This window comes from Rhizobium sp. 05L419, from assembly GCF_056397845.1.
Genome location: NZ_JBFTOF010000011.1, coordinates 16,319 through 36,023, shown reverse-complemented (window position 1 = coordinate 36,023; position 19,705 = coordinate 16,319). Strand labels below are relative to the sequence as shown.

General features: G+C 61.2%; 13 protein-coding genes. 3 read left to right on the top strand and 10 right to left on the bottom strand.

Annotation, left to right across the window (positions count from 1 at the left end; translation table 11 throughout):
- Positions 1-127: 127 nt before the first annotated feature.
- Positions 128-3,406, bottom strand: coding sequence for a DUF1217 domain-containing protein (locus tag AC1DMK_RS15705; protein WP_477860206.1), 3,279 nt, complete (start codon positions 3,404-3,406; stop codon positions 128-130).
- Between the two features lie 301 nt (positions 3,407-3,707).
- Between AC1DMK_RS15705 and AC1DMK_RS15700 the strand changes: the two genes are divergently transcribed.
- Positions 3,708-4,274 carry a DUF6101 family protein gene (locus AC1DMK_RS15700; RefSeq protein ID WP_037060019.1) on the top strand — a complete coding sequence of 189 codons (567 nt, stop codon included), beginning with the start codon at positions 3,708-3,710 and terminating at the stop codon, positions 4,272-4,274.
- A 59-nt stretch (positions 4,275-4,333) separates the two neighbouring features.
- On the opposite strand, the gene ubiA is transcribed toward AC1DMK_RS15700, so the two are convergent.
- From ubiA to AC1DMK_RS15680, 4 genes are all read right to left on the bottom strand, one after another.
- A complete protein-coding gene (gene ubiA / locus AC1DMK_RS15695; RefSeq protein ID WP_037059804.1) occupies positions 4,334-5,293 on the bottom strand; it encodes a 4-hydroxybenzoate octaprenyltransferase in 960 nt (319 codons plus the stop codon).
- A gap of 95 nt (positions 5,294-5,388) precedes the next feature.
- Positions 5,389-5,970 (bottom strand): histidine phosphatase family protein, encoded by a 582-nt coding sequence (locus AC1DMK_RS15690; RefSeq protein ID WP_477860204.1) that lies wholly within the window; start codon positions 5,968-5,970, stop codon positions 5,389-5,391.
- Between the two features lie 57 nt (positions 5,971-6,027).
- Positions 6,028-7,287, bottom strand: coding sequence for a class I SAM-dependent methyltransferase (locus tag AC1DMK_RS15685; RefSeq protein WP_477860202.1), 1,260 nt, complete (start codon positions 7,285-7,287; stop codon positions 6,028-6,030).
- A gap of 134 nt (positions 7,288-7,421) precedes the next feature.
- Entirely contained in the window at positions 7,422-9,731 is a 2,310-nt protein-coding gene (locus tag AC1DMK_RS15680) for a Tex family protein (RefSeq protein WP_477860200.1), read from the bottom strand.
- A 432-nt stretch (positions 9,732-10,163) separates the two neighbouring features.
- Here AC1DMK_RS15680 and glyS point away from each other — a divergent pair, with 432 nt between their 5' ends.
- Entirely contained in the window at positions 10,164-12,392 is a 2,229-nt protein-coding gene (gene glyS / locus AC1DMK_RS15675) for a glycine--tRNA ligase subunit beta (RefSeq protein ID WP_037059800.1), read from the top strand.
- A gap of 21 nt (positions 12,393-12,413) precedes the next feature.
- On the opposite strand, the gene AC1DMK_RS15670 is transcribed toward glyS, so the two are convergent.
- Positions 12,414-12,854, bottom strand: coding sequence for a YqaA family protein (locus AC1DMK_RS15670; RefSeq protein ID WP_477860363.1), 441 nt, complete (start codon positions 12,852-12,854; stop codon positions 12,414-12,416).
- A 158-nt stretch (positions 12,855-13,012) separates the two neighbouring features.
- On the opposite strand from AC1DMK_RS15670, the gene AC1DMK_RS15665 reads away from it, so the two are divergent.
- Entirely contained in the window at positions 13,013-13,528 is a 516-nt protein-coding gene (locus AC1DMK_RS15665) for a 2-thiouracil desulfurase family protein (RefSeq protein ID WP_037059799.1), read from the top strand.
- Positions 13,529-13,613: 85 nt separating this feature from the next.
- Here the strand turns inward: AC1DMK_RS15665 and AC1DMK_RS15660 are convergent, their stop codons facing one another.
- The 4 genes from AC1DMK_RS15660 to AC1DMK_RS15645 all read right to left on the bottom strand — a co-directional run bounded on the left by AC1DMK_RS15660 (position 13,614) and on the right by AC1DMK_RS15645 (position 19,686).
- Positions 13,614-15,431, bottom strand: a complete 1,818-nt coding sequence (locus tag AC1DMK_RS15660; RefSeq protein ID WP_477860198.1) for a methyl-accepting chemotaxis protein — start codon at positions 15,429-15,431, stop codon at positions 13,614-13,616.
- A gap of 357 nt (positions 15,432-15,788) precedes the next feature.
- Positions 15,789-16,250: a plant virulence effector HPE1-like domain-containing protein gene (locus AC1DMK_RS15655; RefSeq protein ID WP_037059796.1), complete on the bottom strand. Its 462-nt coding sequence runs from the start codon at positions 16,248-16,250 to the stop codon at positions 15,789-15,791.
- A gap of 105 nt (positions 16,251-16,355) precedes the next feature.
- Positions 16,356-17,627, bottom strand: coding sequence for a phosphoribosylamine--glycine ligase (gene purD / locus AC1DMK_RS15650; protein WP_477860196.1), 1,272 nt, complete (start codon positions 17,625-17,627; stop codon positions 16,356-16,358).
- A gap of 112 nt (positions 17,628-17,739) precedes the next feature.
- Positions 17,740-19,686, bottom strand: a complete 1,947-nt coding sequence (locus AC1DMK_RS15645) for a DUF2207 domain-containing protein (protein ID WP_477860194.1) — start codon at positions 19,684-19,686, stop codon at positions 17,740-17,742.
- Positions 19,687-19,705: the final 19 nt, after the last annotated feature.

Sequence of the window (19,705 nt, the reverse complement as noted above, 5' to 3'; positions counted from 1 at the left end):
GCGGAACTGCGCTCGGGGATTGCCTGGCTAGGGCAATCCCAGCAAAAGTGCATAGAGGTTTTGCGTTCGTAATTGAGTTAAAACAATAAATTAGAGCGTTTTCGCGATTCGGAGAAAAGCGGAAACTCTAGGACGTCCCGCCATTGGTGAGGATGCTCAAGGCCGCGGAGGTGCCGGCATTGTTCTTCAGATCGTACATCGCGGTGAAGCGCTTCATCAGCTTGTCGACCTTTTTCGGATCCTGGAGATCATCGAGGTTGACGAACTTCTTGAGCACATCCACCTGTTTGTCGACATCCATGCCCGACAGGCTTGTCGGCAGGCTGAAAGCCGTGGTGATCACCTGAAACAGCGCCTTGTCGCCGAGGATCGTGTAAAGCGAGGTGATATTGGGAGCCTTGCGGGAGAAATAGAGTGCCAGGCGAACGCCGTCGTTGCTTTCGCCCTCCTGCGTTTCGAGCGTCTGCTGGAGATAGCTCTGCTGGGTGCGGTCTTCGGCGCCGGTATTCTGGATCGTTCCGATCTTGGCACGCGTGAGGTCGCCCTTGGTATCGAAGTTGAAGTCCGCGACGATCTCCTTGAATTTCGACTCCGCCTTCGTGTTCAAGTAGCTCTTCTTGTCGGCTGGGTCCGAGGTGAAAATCTTCCTCAGCGTGTCCTCATCGTATTTCTTCGGGTCGAGGCCATTTGCCTTCAAGACGACGCTGGTCAACTTGTCGTTCGACAGGAAGTCGTCCAGCGATTTGACTTCCGCCATGCCCTTTGCGAAATCATCAACGGCAGTGGTGGCATCCTTGGAGGCCTTGTCCTTGAGGGCGCCGTCGGTCATGCCCATCAGGGCGCGCGATTTGTAGTTCGTCGCATACTTGGCCATAACGGCCGGAGACACCGCCTGGATTTCAGCAGCAATCTTGCCATCGCTTCCGAAATTGAAGGCCCGGACAAGATTGGTGATCCGTTCGTCCTTGAACGAGGCGACGTAGCCTTTCGGGTCGTACGGATCGTTCTGCAGGAGTTTGCGCATCACCGAGCGCGGCACTTCCTGTTCCGTCAGGCCGTAGGCGCGGAGCGCAACCTGATAGGGGTCGGGCAGCTTGTCGTTTTTCTTGTCGAGATCGGCGGTTACGTTGGTGCGCAGAAAATCATTGATTTTCTTGATGTTCCCGTCGGTCATCCGCTTCTTGTAGTTGGCGACGGTGTCGTCGATCGCTTGCTGCTGTTCGTCAGCGTAGCGCGCATCGTAGAAATGGACCGTATCCATCAGTTGCGAGCTGGTCTGCGGGCCGGAGGCCGGTACGGAGGAGCCGTCCGCGGCGAAGCTGAACGCCGCGTTGACGTTGCTGAACCCGCTTGCTGCGGCGAAGGTGGCATCAGTCAGAATGCTCTTCAGGTCCGCATCGCTGATATTGACCGGCATCCCGTAGGTGGATTTGAGGAAGCTGGTCAGCTTTTGATCCGAGATCAGTTGATCGACATTTGAGACCGTGCTGATCGTGTTCTGGAAGTAGTCCAGATTTGCGCTTGCCTGATAACCTGTGGTTCGGGCCTGGCTTTCCGTCTGCGCGTTGACGTTACCCGGAACGCTGCCGTCCGCAAGGAAATTGAAAGCCGCGTGAACGTTGCCATAGCCAAGAAGGGTGGCATAGCTCGAATCCGTCAGGATGCTCTTGAGGTCAGTATCGCTCAATGTCAGCGGCATGCCGAATGCGTTCTTGATATAGCTGGTGAGCCCTGAATTTGCGATCAGGTCATCGACGTTGGTGATCTTGACGATGTTGGACTGATAATAGCTGGTAACCCCCGCAGCCCTGTCGGCCATAGAGGCCATCTGGTCCGATGTCTGCGTGCCGTAGGATGAGGCAAGCCCGCCCGTTGATGTGAAATTGAAGGCCTGGTGGAGGCTGCTGAAGCCCATCGCGGCAGCGGCGCTTTCATCGGTCAGGATCGACTTCAGGTCTGCGTCGCTCGTCGTGGACGAAACGCTGTAAGCGTTTCGCAGATAGCTGTTGACGCGCGTGTCGGCGAGCAGTTCATCGACATTGCCGAAATCGCCTACGATGCCGCTAAAATAAGATCCGTTCGAGGTCACCTTCTGAATGGTCAATTCGGCCTTTGCATCTGTCTGGACCTTGGGGCCAGTCAATGTGCCATCAGCCTGAAAATTGAAGGCCGCGTTGATAGCACTCTGCCCGACACTGGTTGCGTAGGCTGGATCCGTCAGGATGCTTCTCAGATCGGCATCGCTGAAATTCGGGGCCAATCCATAAGCGTCTTTAACGAAGGTCGTCATCTTTTTATTGGCAATGAACTCATCGACTGTGGCAATGGACCCGAAAAGGATCGTTGATTTATAGTAATTGGCCGCACTATTGCCTTGCGCGACAACGGAGGCCGTTTGCGCGGCCGTCTGGGGGCGTGCAGCCGACCCGAGCGTGCCGTCCGACTTGAAGTTGAACGCTTGATACACGGCGTCGAAATCCAGCGACTGGGCGTAAGTTCGGTCGGTGAGCACCTCTTTCAGCGCAGCGTTGCTGAAATCTGCGCCCATGCTGAAGGCTGTCTTGATATAGGATGTTAGCCTCTTGTCGGCCAACAGGTCATCGACGCTGGTGACCGCTCCGATCTTGGACAGATAGTAGGTCTTGTTGTAGTCCGCGGCGGCCTGCGTCACGACCGAAGGAACAGTAAGCGTATACTGTTCCATAACCGCGTCTTTCTGTGTCGCAGTTTGAGCCGCACCTGTCACCGTGCCATCAGCATTGAAGCTGAACTGGGCCGCCAGCGCCTTGTACTTGTCATTTCCGCTGACGTTCACAAAGCTCGTGGGATCACTGAGATCGCTGGTCAGCACCTGCGTCAGGAAATCCTTGGAAACATACGTCGGATCGATGCCGTAGGCTTTGAGGACGTAGGTGCGAAGCCGGCTGTTGCCAACCAGTTCGGACACATTCTGAACCTTGTCCACGGCAGTACCGTAATACTTGGTCTCCGCAGCAGCGTTCTTGCCCTCGTCGGCAAACGATTGCGTGTACAAGCCGATCAGATCGTCTTCCTGCGCATCGCTTTGCGCATCGGCGGCCGGCGCGTTGAAATTGAAGGCAGCCGCAAATTCCTTGTAGCGCGAGTCCGACAGCTTGTTCGCGAAACTGTTGGCATCCGTCAGGTCGCTCTCGAGAACCTTTTTCATGAAGGCCTTGGCGTAGGTCATGTCGTCGAGACCGTAGGCCGTCATGGCATAGCTGTAGAGGCGGTAGTTCCCCAGGAAGTCGTCTACATCTTTGACCTTGTTGATGTTCTCGTCGTAGTATTCCGCATCGCGCTTGACCGTGGTCTGCGAAGCGACGCGGTCCAGGCTCTTCTGCATATTTCCCGACACAATATTGTAGGCAATTGAAGCAGAGATCATAGCACGCCCTTTTTCGGCAAATTCTTTAAAAGAATGACAGATTGGCTCTGCGTCATTTTGCAATAAAAAGCTTACCCGAGACTTACCTGAGGCGTGTCGCAATATGGCACACAGCTCGTTCACCCTCCGGAAACCTTGCCACGTTCGCTTTTGATAACCATCCACGCAGGCAAAGTTTTCTTAACCGCAATTTTTAAGCTGTCCGGAAGCGCCGGCGCCTATTGTCCAGCCATAGAGGGCGAAAAAGCCCCGAGGAGAAGACCGGAAACCGGCTCTCAGGTAAGACAAGGGTAGAATGAACATGAGCAACACCGTTATGAAGCCCGCATGGGCTGGAACGACACTGCGTCTCGATCCGTCGCGCTTTCCCCAGCAGGTCAGCTACGCCATCCACGACTCCACAGCCGACGTCAGCATAACGATCGACGAACGCGGCGCCATTCTCCGCAAGATCCTTCCCTCAAGCGGCCTGCCACTTTCGATCGCGCTGCCGAAGCGGGCGTTCAAGGGCGTTGCCGCACGCGCCATCGACCATGGCAACGGTGAAGTGACCGTCACGCTTGAACTGCACCACGAAGACCCCGAGCTTTGCGTACCATTGCTGGTCGCCCACGACCTCTCCGACATCGCCGCCGATTGGCGCGGCTGGTCGGAGGCTTTCCGCATTCCCATGCTGATGGTCGAGGCCGACGGCGTCGCGCGTCCGCTGGAAGAACATCTCGGCGATCTGCGTACGAGCACGCTCAAGCCACGCCGCCGCCATTCCTACTTCGCCAATCGTCGCCCGCGCTTTCTGGTGCGCCGCTCCACCGGAACCCTCGGCGTGGCGATGAAGATCGAAGGCAAGGAAATCATCGCCCGCAAATAGGCGGCGAACGGTTGCAGACAAGGAGCCCGGCCGCACGCGCCGGGCTTTCCGTTTTCGGCCTACGGCAAGACGAAAAGCAGGGAGAGGAAAAGACCGGCGAAGATGATCAGGCCGACGCGGTTGTTCGATTTGAACAATGCAAGGCACTGATCTGGATCGTCGATATCCAGCCTCACGATCTGCCATGCGAACATGCCGGCAGCCACGAGCAGCCCGAGATAGGCGACCACGCCGACCCCCGCCGCCAAGAAGGCGCAGAACGCGAGAACCAGCGTGAGTCCATAGAGTCCGATCAGCCACTGCCGCGTCCTCTCGCCGAACAGCCGGGCGGTGGAACGGACCCCGATCAATTCGTCGTCTTCCTTGTCCTGATGCGCGTAGATCGTGTCGTAGCCGATCGTCCAGACCACCGAGGCGGCGTAGAGGAAGACCGGCGCGAGGGAGAGGCTGCCGAAGATTGCGGCCCAGCCCATCAGCGCGCCCCAGGAGAAGGCAAGCCCCAGGAAAAACTGCGGCCAGTCGGTGAAGCGCTTGGCAAAGGGATAAAGCGCCACTATGCCCAGCGACACGACGCCGAGAAAGACGGCGAACCAGTTGAACTGGAGAACAACGAAGAGCCCGACCACCGCCTGCAGCATCATGAATATCTTTGCCTGCATCCGGGTCACCCGGCCGGAAGGAAGCGGGCGCGAGCGGGTGCGGGCAACTTCCATATCGATCTGGTGATCGACCAGATCGTTATAGGTGCAGCCTGCCCCGCGCATGGCGACGGAGCCGATGAAATAGAGCAGGAGATGGAAGACCAGCTGCGCGCCGGAAAACCGGCCGACATGGACAGCGGCATTTGCCGCCATCGCCGCGGACCAGAAGCACGGCCACATCAGAAGCTGCCAGCCGATCGGCCTGTCCCAGCGCGCAAGCTGCGCATAGGGCCAAAGCCACGGAGGCAAAACCCGGTAAACCCAGTTGTTGGAAGGCGCATCCGCAACGCGCCCGTTGATTCCGCCGATCTGCTCCATGCGGTCATCTAGCGACGAGCCGAGGCGCGGGTCAAGGTGCAGTTCTGCGAACGCACCCCCGCTGCGTCAATCCGCGACACAGCGGACGGGACGCCCTAACGCTCATTCCACCGCCGGATGACCGGCTCCGTCAGGTCATGCTCGTATCCGAGCACGCTGACGCTTGCGGTGTCCAAAATGAAACGCGCACCATCTTCGGGCGGTAGACCGAGCCACCGCGCGGCGAGGACGCGCAGGAAGTGCGAGCTGGAGAAGATCAGGATAGGGCTGTTTGCTTCGCGCAAGTGCGCAATCATGTTGTCGGCCCTTGCTCCGACATCTGCGGCGACCTCCCCATTCGGGCATCCGTCACGGAAGAGCTGCCAGCCTGGGCGCCCGGCAAGGATTTCCTTCGTGGTGACGCCCTCGTAGGCACCGTAGTCCCATTCCGCCAAATCGGGCTTGATCACGGCACCGGCGTCGAAGCCCGCAAGCCTGCAGGTGCTTCTGGCGCGTYGCGAAGGGCTCGACCAGACCGCCGAAAAGGATCGACCCTCGAGGCGCGGCGCAAGTTTGCGGGCGGCCTCCTCGCCGATCGGCGTCAATGGAATGTCGCTGCGCCCGGTATGCCGGCCGGACAGGCTCCATTCCGTTTCACCGTGCCGAACGAGCCAGATCTCGGGAAATGCACTGCTCATGAAGATGCCTTTCCAAACGAAGAAAGCGCGGTCGATACCGCGCCCCCGTTTTGCCGGTCAGAGAATGACCTTGTCCAGCGGTGGACGCGTCGCTTCGAATTCCTTCAGCTTCGCCTCGTTCTCCGCAATGTAGTTGCGATTGTCGGGGGTCGAAAACTGGTTCTTGGAAATCTGGATCTGCATGATGAAAAGCTCGTCCCAGCGGAAGCCGATTTCCGATCCCGCCAGATAGAATTCCCACATGCGGAAGAAGCGTTCGTCGTAAAGCGCCACCGCTTCGGCCTTGTTCGCCACGAAGCGCTCGCGCCAGTGGCGAAGCGTATAGGCGTAGTGCAGCGGCAGGATTTCAACGTCCCTGACGAGCAGGCCCGCCTTCTCGATCGGCGGCAGCGTCTCCCCGATCGACGGAACGTAGCCCTGGGGGAAAATATATTTCTCGATGAATGCGTTGGTGGCAAAGCTCGGCTTCGGCCGGKCGATGGAATGCAGGAGCATAACGCCGTCGTCGGCCAGCAGTTCGTGTACCTTTTTGAAGTACTTGTCGAAATTGCCGATGCCGACATGCTCGAACATGCCGACTGAGACGATGCGGTCGAACGTCCTGCCGCTCATCGTCCGATAATCCTGCAGCTCGAAGCGGACGCGATCGGCAAGGCCGCGCTTGCGCGCCCGCTCGCGCGACATCTTCAGCTGCTCTTCGCTCAGCGTGATGCCGGTGAGCTCGAGACCCGGCGTCGATTCCGCCAGATACATGCCCATCCCGCCCCAGCCGGAGCCTATTTCGAGAACCCTCTGGTTCGGCTCCAGCAGAAGCTTGGCGGCGATATGGCGCTTCTTGGCAAGTTGCGCCTCCTCCAGGCCGATGCCCGGCGGATTGTAGTAGGCGCAGGAATATTGCCAGTCCTCGTCGAGGAAGAGCTCGAACAGACGCTCCGACAGATCGTAATGGTGAGCGACGTTGCGTTTGTTGCGGTTGACTGGCAACCGGCTTTTGACTTGTTGAATGGCCATGCGGCCGATCAGAAGCGCCGCCATCGGGATGTCGAAAATCTCGTTGATGGTGTTCTGCTTCACCGTCGCTAGGAAATCGTAGATGTTGCCCTGTTCGAGAATGAACCGGCCCTCCATGTACATCTCGCCGAGCTTGAGGGTGGGATCGTGGCGGATGAGCTTCTCCGCCTCCTCATCGGCAATGCGCACGACAACCAGCTCACCGGTGCCGTCGCCGATCATATGAGTCTCGCCATCGGCTAGCGTAAGCTTAAGATTACCCTTGCGGATGATTTTTTGGACAAGCGATAAGAACGTCGACGCCATACGGAGGCCTCGCAATGTGACAGGATAGCTCACTCAACTTAGTCGCTATCATTCGCCTTACAAGCGCCGTATTTCACACTTTGGCAACAAGGCTGCCAAAGTGTGACATTTCTGCAAATGTGATGTCCAAGCCTCTATTTTCGCTTCATGGCCTCGGCAAGAGCCGCACCGAATGCCCCCTGCGTCTCCTGCTTGGCAGGTGCGGGGCGACGGTCGTTCTGGGCACGAGGGGCCGGATTGCCGCGGGATTCGCCGCGAGGCGCCGACGCCGAAGAGTCGTCGTCCTTGCGCATCGACAGCGCGATGCGCTTGCGCTTGGCGTCAACCTCGACGACGCGCACCTTCACCACATCGCCCGCCTTGACCACTTCGTGAGGATCTTTGACGAAGCGATCGGCAAGCTGCGAGACGTGCACCAGTCCATCCTGATGCACTCCGATATCGACGAACGCACCGAAGGCGGCGACGTTGGTGACCGTCCCTTCAAGCATCATGCCCGGGGTGAGGTCGGAGATCTCGTTGACACCTTCGGCGAAGGTTGCGGTCTTGAAGCTCGGGCGCGGGTCGCGCCCGGGCTTTTCCAGCTCCGCGAGGATGTCCCTGACGGTCGGAAGACCGAACTTCTCGTCGATGAACTGGCGCGGATCGACGGCCTTCAGCGCAACGCTGTCGCCCATCAGCGAGCGCAGGTCGCGGCCGCAGGCGGTAACGATCTTCTTGGCGATGCCGTAGGCTTCCGGATGCACGGAGGAGGCATCAAGCGGCTCCTTGCCGTCGCGGATGCGCAGGAAGCCGGCGCATTGCTCGAATGTGCGCTGGCCGAGGCGGGCAACCTTAAGGAGATCGCGGCGGGTCTGAAAGCGCCCCTCTTCGTCTCGGTGCTTGACGATCGCTTCGGCAATCGACGTACCGAGACCAGAGACGCGCGACAGCAACGGTGCCGAGGCGGTGTTGAGATCGACGCCAACCGCGTTCACGGCGTCCTCGACCACGGCATCGAGCGAGCGCGACAGCTTCTGCTGGTCGACGTCGTGCTGATACTGGCCGACGCCGATCGACTTCGGCTCGATCTTCACGAGTTCGGCCAGCGGATCTTGCAGGCGGCGGGCAATGGAGACCGCGCCGCGCAGCGACACGTCAAGGTTCGGGAACTCGGCGGCGGCAGCGGCCGAGGCCGAATAGACCGAAGCGCCGGCTTCCGAGACGATCACCTTGGTCGGCTTGGCGCCCGGGAGTTCGGCCAGCATATCGGCCACCAGCTTTTCCGTCTCGCGGCTGCCGGTGCCGTTGCCGATCGAGATCAGCTCGACATTGTGCTTGCGGATCAGCGAGGCAAGCTCGATCTGGGCGCCGCGCACGTCGTTTCGCGGCTGGAAGGGATAGACGGTGGAGGTGGCGACCACCTTGCCTGTTGCATCGGTGATGGCGACCTTGACGCCCGTGCGGATGCCGGGATCGAGGCCCATCGTCGCACGGGAACCGGCCGGTGCGGCCAGCAGCAGGTCCTTGAGGTTGCGCGCGAAGACATGGATCGCCTCTTCCTCGGCGCGTTCGCGCAGCTCGCGCATCAGGTCGAGCGAGAGCGACATGGAGAGCTTCACGCGCCAGGTCCAGCTCGCGACGTCCATCAGCCAGCGGTCGCCGGGGCGGCTGCTGCCGATCTCGTAGGCGGCGGCGATCATGCGTTCTACGGGCTTGTTCGGAGAGGCGGTCTCGGCATCCGCCTCGATGGTCAGCGTCAGCACTTCCTCGTTCCAGCCGCGCAGCATGGCGAGCGCGCGATGACCCGGCGCCGTTGCCCAGCGCTCCGAGTGGTCGAAATAGTCGGAGAACTTCTCGCCGGCCGCCTGCTTCCCATCGACGACCTTGGCCTTCAGATGGGCCGCGCTACGCATATGGGCACGCAGCCTGCCGAGCAGATCGGCGTTTTCGGCGATGCCTTCGGCGACGATGTCGCGTGCGCCTTCCAGCGCCGCCTTCACATCGGGCACATCGGCGGTGATAAAGCTCTCCGCCAGCGTCGCAGGCTGCTTCGAGCGGTCGCCAAGTATCGCTTCGGCGAGCGGCGCAAGGCCACGTTCGCGGGCAATTTCAGCACGCGTGCGGCGCTTCGGCTTGTAGGGCAGATAGAGATCCTCCAGCTCGGCCTTGGTGGCAGCGGCGGTGATCTTGCCCGACAGCTCGTCGGTCATCTTGCCCTGGCCGTTGATGGATTCGACAATCGTGTCGCGGCGGGCTTCGAGTTCGCGCAGGTAGACGAGCCGTTCGGCCAAGTTTCGCAGCTGCGTGTCATCCAGCCCACCTGTCACTTCCTTGCGGTAGCGGGCGATGAACGGCACCGTCGCGCCCTCGTCGAGCAGCTCGATTGCGGCCTTGGCCTGATCCGGCCGGGCGTTGATTTCGGAAGCGATGACGGCGGCAAGCGAGCGAAGATCAGCAGCCATGAGAAATCCTGCGTTTCACAAAAGTTGGCGGACAATAGCGGCGAAAAGCGGCAAGGCAATGCCCGATGGGGGTTTCCACAGCGGAAGGTGGAGGATTTCGGCCGTGCGTGCTGTGCAGCGTAGCTCCCTCATCCGCCTGCCGGCACCTTCTCCCCCCCTGAGGACAAGAGACTTGTGGCGCCCGCTCGCCCGTTTCCCAACGCAGACGCTTGAGGCGGAGGAAGGCCTCGCGGCAAATTCCTTCTCCCCTCGGGGAGAAGATGGCGGCAGCCGGATGAGAGGCCTGCACCGCCACACCGCCCGCAAATCACCCACCCGCGACCCTCTTCCGCTTTTTGCGGTTGTGCAGATGCGTCTTTCTTTGCTAGCAGAGGCGACCGTTTTCAGACCCGCCTTTATGGCGCCTTCCCCGGAGAAGGCAAGGAAAGTAACATGCCAGACCTGCTCCTAGAACTCCGTTCCGAAGAGATCCCGGCCCGCTTGCAGCGCAAGGCTGCGGGCGACCTGAAGAAGCTCGTTACAGACGCGCTTGTGGAGGCAGGACTTTCCTACGAGGGTGCGCGCGAATACTGGACGCCGCGCCGGCTAACGCTCGACATCCGCGGCCTGACCGCCCGCTCAGCCGACGTGCGCGAGGAGCGCAAGGGACCGCGCACCGACGCCAACGAAAAGGCGATCGAAGGCTTCCTGCGCGGCGCCGGCCTTTCCTCGATTGCCGAGGCCGAGGTTCAGAGCGACCCGAAGAAGGGCGATTTCTACGTTGCCATCATCTCAAGGCCCGGCCGCAGCGCCGAAGAGATTATCGCCGGCGTCATGCCCGGCATCGTTCGCGATTTTCCGTGGCCGAAGCCGATGCGCTGGGGCAAGGCCTCGTCGCAGCCAGGCTCGCTCCGCTGGGTCCGTCCGCTGCAATCCATCGTCTGCATGTTCGGCACGGAGCATGAAGAAACGACAGTCATTCCGTTCGAGATCGGCGGCATCGTCGCCTCCAACGTAACCTACGGCCACCGTTTCCATGCGCCTGGCGCCATCACCGTCAAGCGCTTCGACGATTACGTCGCCAGTCTCGAAAAGGCCAAGGTGATCCTCGACGCAGAGCGCCGCAAGGACATCATCCTGCACGACGCCCGCGACATCGCCTTTGCGAACGGGCTGGAATTGGTCGAGGACGAAGGCCTCCTAGAGGAGGTCTCGGGCCTAGTCGAATGGCCGCAGGTGCTGTTGGGCAGCTTCGAGGAGGACTACCTCTCGATCCCGTCCGAAATCATCCGGCTGACCATCAAGACGAACCAGAAGTGCTTCGTGACCCGCAAACAGGGCGACGAGACGCTTTCCAACAATTTCATCCTCATCTCCAACATCGAAGCCAGCGACGGGGGCAAGGAAATCATCCATGGCAACGGCAAGGTGGTGCGTGCCCGTCTCTCCGACGCGCTGCATTTCTGGAAGCGCGACCAGGGCGATCTGCCTGATCTGCAGACACTCGAAGCGTCCGCCGCCAAGTTCAGTCTCGACCTGAAGAAGCCGCTCGACCAGCGGATGGCCAAGCTCGACGCTTTGAATGTGACATTCCATGCCAAGCTCGGCACCCAGGGCGAGCGCGTGGAGCGCATCCGCGCCATGGCCGCGAAGGTCGCCTTTCCTGTTGGCGCCGACTACAAGCTGGTCGACCGGGCCGTCGTGCTTGCGAAGGCTGACCTGCGCACCGAGGCTGTCGGCGAGTTTCCGGAACTGCAGGGCGTCATGGGGCGCAAGTATGCGGTTCTGCAGGGCGAAGAGGCCGCGGTCTCGGCCGCTATCGAAGATCACTGGAAGCCGATGGGCCCCACCGAACAGGTGCCCGAGGACAAGATTGCGATAACCGTCGCATTGGCCGACAAGCTGGATACCCTTATCGGTTTCTGGGCCGTCGACGAGAAGCCGACCGGCTCGAAGGATCCATTTGCGCTGCGCCGCGCAGCCCTCGGCGTCATCCGCATCCTCCTCGAACGGCGCGTGCGCCTGATGCTGCTGCCACGGATCGAAAGCCACATGGGCCGCATCGATGCCGACATCGCAGTAAAACAGACCGGCGAAAAAGCAAAGCAGGGCGGAGACTATCTCACCTCCCACGGCATCGCCGGCGATGGCCTGTCGCGTCAGCTCGACCTCCTCTCCTTCTTCCACGACCGCCTGAAGGTCTACCTGCGCGACCAGGGCGCACGCTACGACCTCATCGATGCCGTGCTGACGCCCGAGACCGACGACCTCCTGATGGTTGCCCGCCGCGTCGAGGCCCTGACGGCATTCATCACCTCGGACGACGGCAAGAACCTCTTGGCCGGCACCAAGCGCGCGACGCAGCTGCTGGCGGCCGAAGAGAAGAAGGGCACCGTGGTCGCCGATGGTGTTTCCGAACCCCTGCTGAAGCTCGATGCCGAGAAGGAGCTCTGTGCAGCGATCACCAAGGCGTCAGCCGAGGCTTCGGAGGCGATCGCCAAGGAGGACTTCCGTTCGGCGATGGAAGCGCTTTCGAAGCTGCGTGCACCGGTCGATCGCTTCTTCACCGACGTGCTCGTCAACGACGAGGATGCAGCGATCCGTGCCAACCGCCTGGCACTGCTGCGCCTCATTCGCGAGGCAACGGGCACGGTCGCGGACTTCTCGAAGATCTCGGGCTGATCGATCCCAGACTGGTTGGCGTCAGCCCACAACGCCTGCCGTTGCAACCGCCAGAACCGCGTAGCGCGCGGTCTTGGCGACGGCAACGAGCAGCAAGAAGGTCGCGAACGGCTCCTTGAGCACACCCGCCACAACGGTGATGGGATCGCCGACGATGGGCACCCAGCTTGCCAGCAACGACCACTTGCCGTAGCGGCGATACCAGCGCTGCGCCCTGTCGAGCGCAGCTTCGCGAACGGGAAACCAACGCTTCCCGCGGAAGCGCTCCATGCCGACGCCAAGCAGCCAGTTCAGTACGGAACCCAGCACGTTTCCCGCGCTGGCGACGGCGACCAGCAGCACGGTCGAATACTCCCCGGTGAGGATGAGGCCGACCAGCCCGACCTCCGATTGCATCGGGAATATCGTCGCTGCCGCGAAAGAGATCACAAACAGCCCTGCATAGATCGCGAGAGCAGTCATGGCGTCCCAGAGAGTGCGGCGGGCTTGCATCGGCGCGTTTTCGAGATCACGGCAATCCTTTTTCGGCTGGAGGGTCTTCTGGCGGCGGCATCGAGAATCGAGGCGCTTCAGGACGCTGAAGGCTGGAACTATCATGTGCTGCACGCTATTCCCAAGAGATGAAGAGAATTCTCGTCAGCGCCTGCCTCATGGGCCATGCCGTTCGTTATGACGGCAATTCGAAGCCGCTCGTGCATCCGGCCATCGACCGGTGGCGCGAGGAAGGGCGGCTGGTGACGATCTGCCCGGAAATGTCAGTCGGCATGTCGGTGCCGCGGCCGCCTGCGGAAATCGCGGGCGGCGCAACCGGCGAGGATGTGCTGTCAGGCGGCGCACGTGTTGTCGAGATCACCGGCGGCGACGTGACCGAAACCTTCCGGCAGGCGGCGGAGAACGCCTTGCGGCTCGCCACCAAAACCGGCTGCGGCTTCGCGCTGTTGATCGACGGCAGCCCGTCCTGCGGCTCCGGCTTCATCTATGACGGTTCGTTTTCGGGAGCGCGACAGCGCGGGCGCGGGGTCACCGCTGCGCTTCTGGAGCAGGCCGGCATAGCGGTCTATTCCGACCGGGAGATCGAGGCATTGGTGGCACGGCTTTCGGCGTGTGACGCCGCAGGTGACGCGACTTCCGGATAGCTTTCGCTCGCTGCTGGCGACCGTATCAGTACACACGGCCGCCGGATTTCTCCGGCGGCCGTATTCGTTGTCTTGCTGTCAGAGCTTATGCTGCGCGGCGTGTCTGGCCTGTGGTGTGGTCCGAGCCGCCGACGCGGAAGCCGCGGATCAGGTCCAGCAGTTCATCGGTATCGCTTGCCAGCGATTCGGCCGACGCGGTGGTTTCCTCGGCCATAGCGGCGTTCTGTTGGGTCGCGGCGTCGAGCTGGTTGATCGACGAAGAAATCGAGCGCAGCGTCGTATCCTGCTCGGCGGCGCTGTGGGCGATCTTCGAGACGATGTCACTGGCAGCCTTGATCTGATCGGAAATCCGTTTCAACGCTTCGCCTGCTTCGCCAACGAGGCGAACGCCCTGGTCAACCTGACCGGACGAACGGGCAATCTGATCCTTGATCTCCTTGGCGGCAGCGGCGGAGCGCTGTGCCAGTTCTCGGACTTCCTGTGCGACGACGGCGAAGCCCTTGCCGGATTCGCCAGCGCGGGCGGCCTCAACACCGGCATTCAGCGCCAGCAGGTTGGTCTGGAAGGCGATGTCATCGATGACGCCGATGATCTTGCCGATCTCGTCGGACGACTTCTCGATGCCGCTCATGGCCTCGATCGCCTGTGTGACAACGGCATCGCTGCGCGTTGCCTCCGTGCTGACGGCGTGAACACGCTTGCTGGCTTCATGGGCGCCTTCAGCGGTATGGCGAACAGCGACGCTCAACTCGTCGATGGCGGCCGAGGTTTCCTCCAGGCTGGCCGCCTGACGCTCCGTGCGCTGCGACAGATCGTTGGATGCGCGGCGGATTTCGTCCTTGCTGACACTGATGTCGCCACCTTTGGCGCTGACCTTCGACATCGCCACCTCGAGATGCGACAGGGCGTCGTTGAAATTGTCGCGCAGGGCCGCATAGTTCTGGCCGAGGTCGCCGCAGCGAACAGTGAGGTCGCCGCGGGCGATCTGCTCGAGCGCCTGGCCGATCGTGGAGACGACGCGTGACTGAGCGGTCGCTTCGTCTCGCTGTAGGCGTTGATTGCTTTCGCGTTCGCCGTCAAGCGCCATCTGCTGGGCGGCTTGGCGCTCGGACATGGTGTGCCGCTCTCTGACCTTTTCCTGCAGGGACCTGGTAGCCTTTGCCATCATGCCGATTTCGTTGTTCAATTCAGCATGCGGAATGGCGGCCGTGACATTTTCGTTGGCGACCGCTTCAAGTGTGCGATGGACGTCCTGCAGGGGCTTGGTAATGCTGCGGATGAGATAGTAACCGGCGGCGATACCGGCGGCAGCAATGATGCCGCAGGCGACGAGTGCCTTCCAGATGGCGGCATTGATCTGCTTCTCGAGGTCATCGAAATAGATACCACTCGACACGACGAGCTGCCACGGTTCGAAGGAAGCCGAATAGGCGCCCTTCTGGAAGCGCAGATCTTCCGGCTGACCCGGTTTGCTCCAATAGTAGATCGTGCGACCGCCGCCGGCCTTGCCCTTGTCGACCATATCCTTGCTGAAATAGGTACCGGCCTGGTCGACCTGGCCGCTCATGTCCTTGCCGATGTTGACAGGGCTCGGATGGAAGCGCTGGACGACGTTGTAGTCATAACCGAAGATATAGCCGTTGGGTTCGTACTTGATCTTGGACAGAACCTTGAAAGCCTCGGTTTGTGCAGCCTCATGCGTCATCTCACCAGCTTTTTCGCGCTGGTTGTAGGCATCCAGAACGGAGATCGCGGACTCGACCTGAGTGCGGAGAAGGTCGAAGCGGTCGTCGTAGATCGCCTGCGACGTGGTGCGGATCTGAAAATAGGTGGCTACGGCAAATGCGGCCATCAGCACGCCGACAAGGGCGAAGAGCTGATGCGCGATTTTGAGCTTTTTCACGGATGTCTCGCAAGTGGGAGTGAAAGGGCAACTCCGGATCGGGGACTCCCGACCTGCGCGCTGCAATGCGCGTTGCGACCGCAATCATGCGCCCACCGGCATATTGCTAAAATTAGAGTGAAGGGCTGAACGATCTTTTAAGAACTCCGCAAATGCGGGCTCGACGCAGCTATCAAAAATAACCGGTATATTTTTGTAAATACTTTAACATTTTCGTTTTTACGGGAGTGTCACGTGCGATTGCGCGCTGGAATAGAAAATGCGCCCCCGCTTCTCTTCAGGGGCGCATTTTGTCCACCTCAGGGGTGGAACCCCGATCGACCGAAACGTTGGGCGGAAGGGGCAGGGAACTTTGGATTAGGGTCTCAACTTGAAAGAAGAAACGTCCAGCGGCGCGATTGGTTCCACCGCAGGCCCGGCAACGCCTGCGGCAACGGGCTTGGCGTCGCTACCGATGACGGCGGACGTGGTCGCGGCAAGATCGATGCCATCGGGCGGTGCGGATGCGGTCATGGTTTCGGTCGGGGCCTTGGTCACGAACACGATGGGCGATCCGCCCATCCAGCCTTCCGTGCGGTACAATTTCTTTTCGCCGCCGACGTCGCGGATCTGAGACTGCTGAAAGGCACCGTCAGCGAGCGTGGGAACCACGTACTCCTTCTTGACCTGCACGGCCTGAAGCGGCGGGCAAGTCTGGCATTGCTTGACGACGATGCTGCCGTTGCCGGCCTGCGCTTCGGACCCGATCACCTCAAGCGAGGATGCCAGAGCAGAACTCGCCGCGAACACGCCGACTGCACCGAGGAAGATTTGACGCATGGAACCACTCCGTCTCACGATGAGAGCAGCATTAGCGTGCCTTTGTTTCCATCCCGTCAGGGGAAAGGGTAAAAATTTAAAGAACTGACCTGATTTCGATCCGGATCAGTCTTTTTCGCGCTCGATCGCACGCCAGCCGATGTCGCGGCGGCAGAAGCCGTTGTCCCAATCCACCTTGTCCAGCAGGGCATAGGCGTGGTCCCGGGCGTCACCAACGGTCTTTCCCGCGGCCGTGACGTTCAGAACGCGGCCGCCGGTGGCAACCAGTGCGCCGTCTTGCAAAGCCGTGCCGGCATGAAACACCTTGGCGCCGTCTCCCGCTTCCGGGATGTGGCGGATCGGCGTGTTCTTGTCATAGGAGCCGGGATATCCTTTCGACGCCATGACGACGGTCAGGGCGGGATCGTCGCTCCATTCCGCTTCGACCTGATCCAGCGTGCCGTTGGCGGTGGCAAGCAGGATCGGCAGCAGATCGCTCTTCAGCCGCATCATCAGCACCTGGCATTCAGGGTCGCCGAAGCGGACGTTGTATTCGATAAGCTCGGGGCCTTTCTCCGTGATCATCAGGCCGGCGAAGAAGACACCGGAGAAGGGATAGCCACTTTCGGCCATGCCGCGCATAGTCGGCTCGATGATTTCCTTCATCGTGCGCTCCACCATCTCGGGCGTCATGACAGGCGCCGGCGAATAGGCGCCCATGCCGCCGGTGTTCGGGCCGGTATCGCCCTCGCCCACCCGCTTGTGATCCTGGGCGGTTGCGAGCGCCAGCGCGTGCTTGCCGTCGCAGAGGCAAAAGAAGCTTGCTTCCTCGCCATCGAGATAGGCTTCGACCACGACTTCGGCGCCGGCTGTGCCGAACGCTCCTTCGAAGCAATCGTCAACTGCGGCAAGCGCCTCGTCGACGGTCATCGCCACGGTGACGCCTTTTCCGGCTGCGAGGCCGTCTGCCTTGACGACGATCGGGGCGCCCTGCTCCCTGATATAGGCCTTGGCCTTGGGCGCGTTGTTGAAGCGCTGGTAGGCGCCGGTCGGAATATCGTAGCGGGCGCAGATGTCCTTGGTGAAACCCTTGGAGCCTTCCAGCTGGGCGGCAGCCGCGGAAGGACCGAAGACGGCAAAACCTGTCGTACGCAGCCGGTCGGCAAGGCCCGCGACCAGCGGCGCTTCCGGACCGACGATGATGAAGTCGATCGCCTTTTCCTTGCAGAAGCCGATGACGGCGTCATGGTCATCGACATCGACGGCGACCAGCGTCGCATGCTCGGCGATGCCGGGATTGCCGGGGGCGGCGTAGAATTGCGTCATCAACGGCGACTGCGCCAGTTTCCAGGCGAGAGCGTGTTCGCGTCCGCCCGATCCGATCAACAGAACCTTCATGCCCGTCCCTTTCGCGTTTCCGTCTGGCGGTTAAGGGGAGAGAGGCGAAAGGTCAAGCGAGAATGCTTGCCCGGGGTCAAGCCGAATGCTTGCCCGGGTCAAGCGAGAATGCTCACCAGCCGCCACCGCCCCCGCCGCCGCCACCGCCGCCGGAAGAGCCGCCGCTGCTGCCGCCGCCCGAGAATCCCGAGGATGAACTCGGCGGTGGAGAGGGAAGCGTCGAGGCCATGGTCGAGGCCATGGAGGACGAGAAGCCGCCAATGCGATCGGAGAAATTGCCGCCGCTGAAGTTTCCGGAATACCAGCCCGGATGATAGGCCGCGGCGCCGGCCACGCCTGCGGCGGCGGCCGCGAGCCAGACCTCGAAGGTCCGGCTCCAGGGCTTCTCGACTCCGAGCGCCACGGCGTAGGGCAACAGCTTCTCGAAATGCTGCGGCGACATTTCCGGTGCGCCCGCCATGTTCATGCGGTCCTTTTCGGCGAGCGTCAGATACTGGCGCAGGCCGTCAATGCCATCCGTGAGCTTTGCGCCGAGCGGGGTCGGGGCACCCATGATGAAAACGTACAGCACGTTCAGAAGCACGATGCCGCCGATGGCAAACAGCATCGGCGTCTCATGAAGGTCCACCAGCGACGAAAAAAGCGCCAGCGCCAGCGACGAAAGGATGCTGAAACCGACGAAGGCAGCGACCGCGATCGCAATCACCGCGACGATCTTGCCGCCCAGCGACTGGCCCGGACGGAACGATTTCGCGAAGCCTCCAATGAAGACAGAAACGAAGGCGGTCACCACGATCGGAATGATCATCAGGGCGATCGTCTCGGGTTCCAAAGTCCCGAAGACGAACAGGGCGGCGAGCGCAACGGCGCTCAGTACAAGGCCGCCCGCGGTATAACCGGAATTGGAATTGTAGTATTTACCGCGATGCTCGCGTTCGATGGCGGAACGGAAACTGTCGCCGACGGATTTCACGCGCTCGCCGTTCGCCTTGTCGATCGCCAGTGAGCCTTTGCTGCCCACTGCGTTGAGCAGGCTCGCTTCGCCGGCCTCCAGCTTTTCCTTGCCCGTCGGCTTGTCGGTCCGGCGGATGACGATCGACTGCTTGAGATCGTCCAGAACGACATAGCCGCGCACGGCGAGATTGAGCGCTGTCGCCGACAGTGCCGTCCATCCCTGTCCGGAGAAGCCGCGATTGTCGATGTAATTCACCAACGCCGGTGAAATGCCTTCGGGCGGATCCCAACGCGGCACGACAACGCCGCGTGCCGGATCGCGGCCCACTTTCAGCCACGAGCGCGTATAGTAGAGAAAGACGAGGATCAACCCGCCGAAGCCGATGAAATAGTCGCGGTTGTCGCTCAGCCACCAACGCTGTGCATCGCTCGAGTTCGGCGGGTCTATCGAGCCCTTCGGCATCTTGACCGCAATCGTCAGCCCCTCGCCGGCATCCAGCGGCTGCGTGGTCGAAAACAGCAGGCGACCGCCGCTTGTCGACACGCGCGCATTCTTGTCGACCGCGCCGAGTGGTCCGGTGAAGAAAGCCGTGTCCGTCGCACTCACGCCCTCGGGCAGTTTCACGGAGGCGGTCGCCGACAGGATCGGAAAGATCCAGCCGTTGCCCGTGACGTTCCAATAGAGTTCGTCATGCTCGGGGAAATAGCGGATCTGGCGATTGGTGCGGTAGGTGAAGACGTATTGATGCCGGCCATAACTGAGCATCACATCTTCTGCGCCGGCATAGATGCGAATGCCGCCGGAAATGGACTCGGTGCGCCACGGCTCGTCGCCGCCGTCGCGCGTGACCGAGACCACGTCGAAGTCGACGCGGACGGTACGGCCGTCGGCATCCTTCAGCGTCAGCGGAAAATCGCGAAAGATGCCGCGCCGGATACGGTTGCCTTCGGCATTGACGGTGATCGCCTCCGTCACCGTCATTGCGCCGCTCTTGTCCAGCACGATGTCCGAGGCGAAGGAATTGATGACCTCCGCCGCGAAGGACGAGCCTGCGGCAAGCGTCAGAAACAGAACGAAGCACAGGCCGAATAGCCGCCGGATCATCTTACCCCCGCCTGCGGCG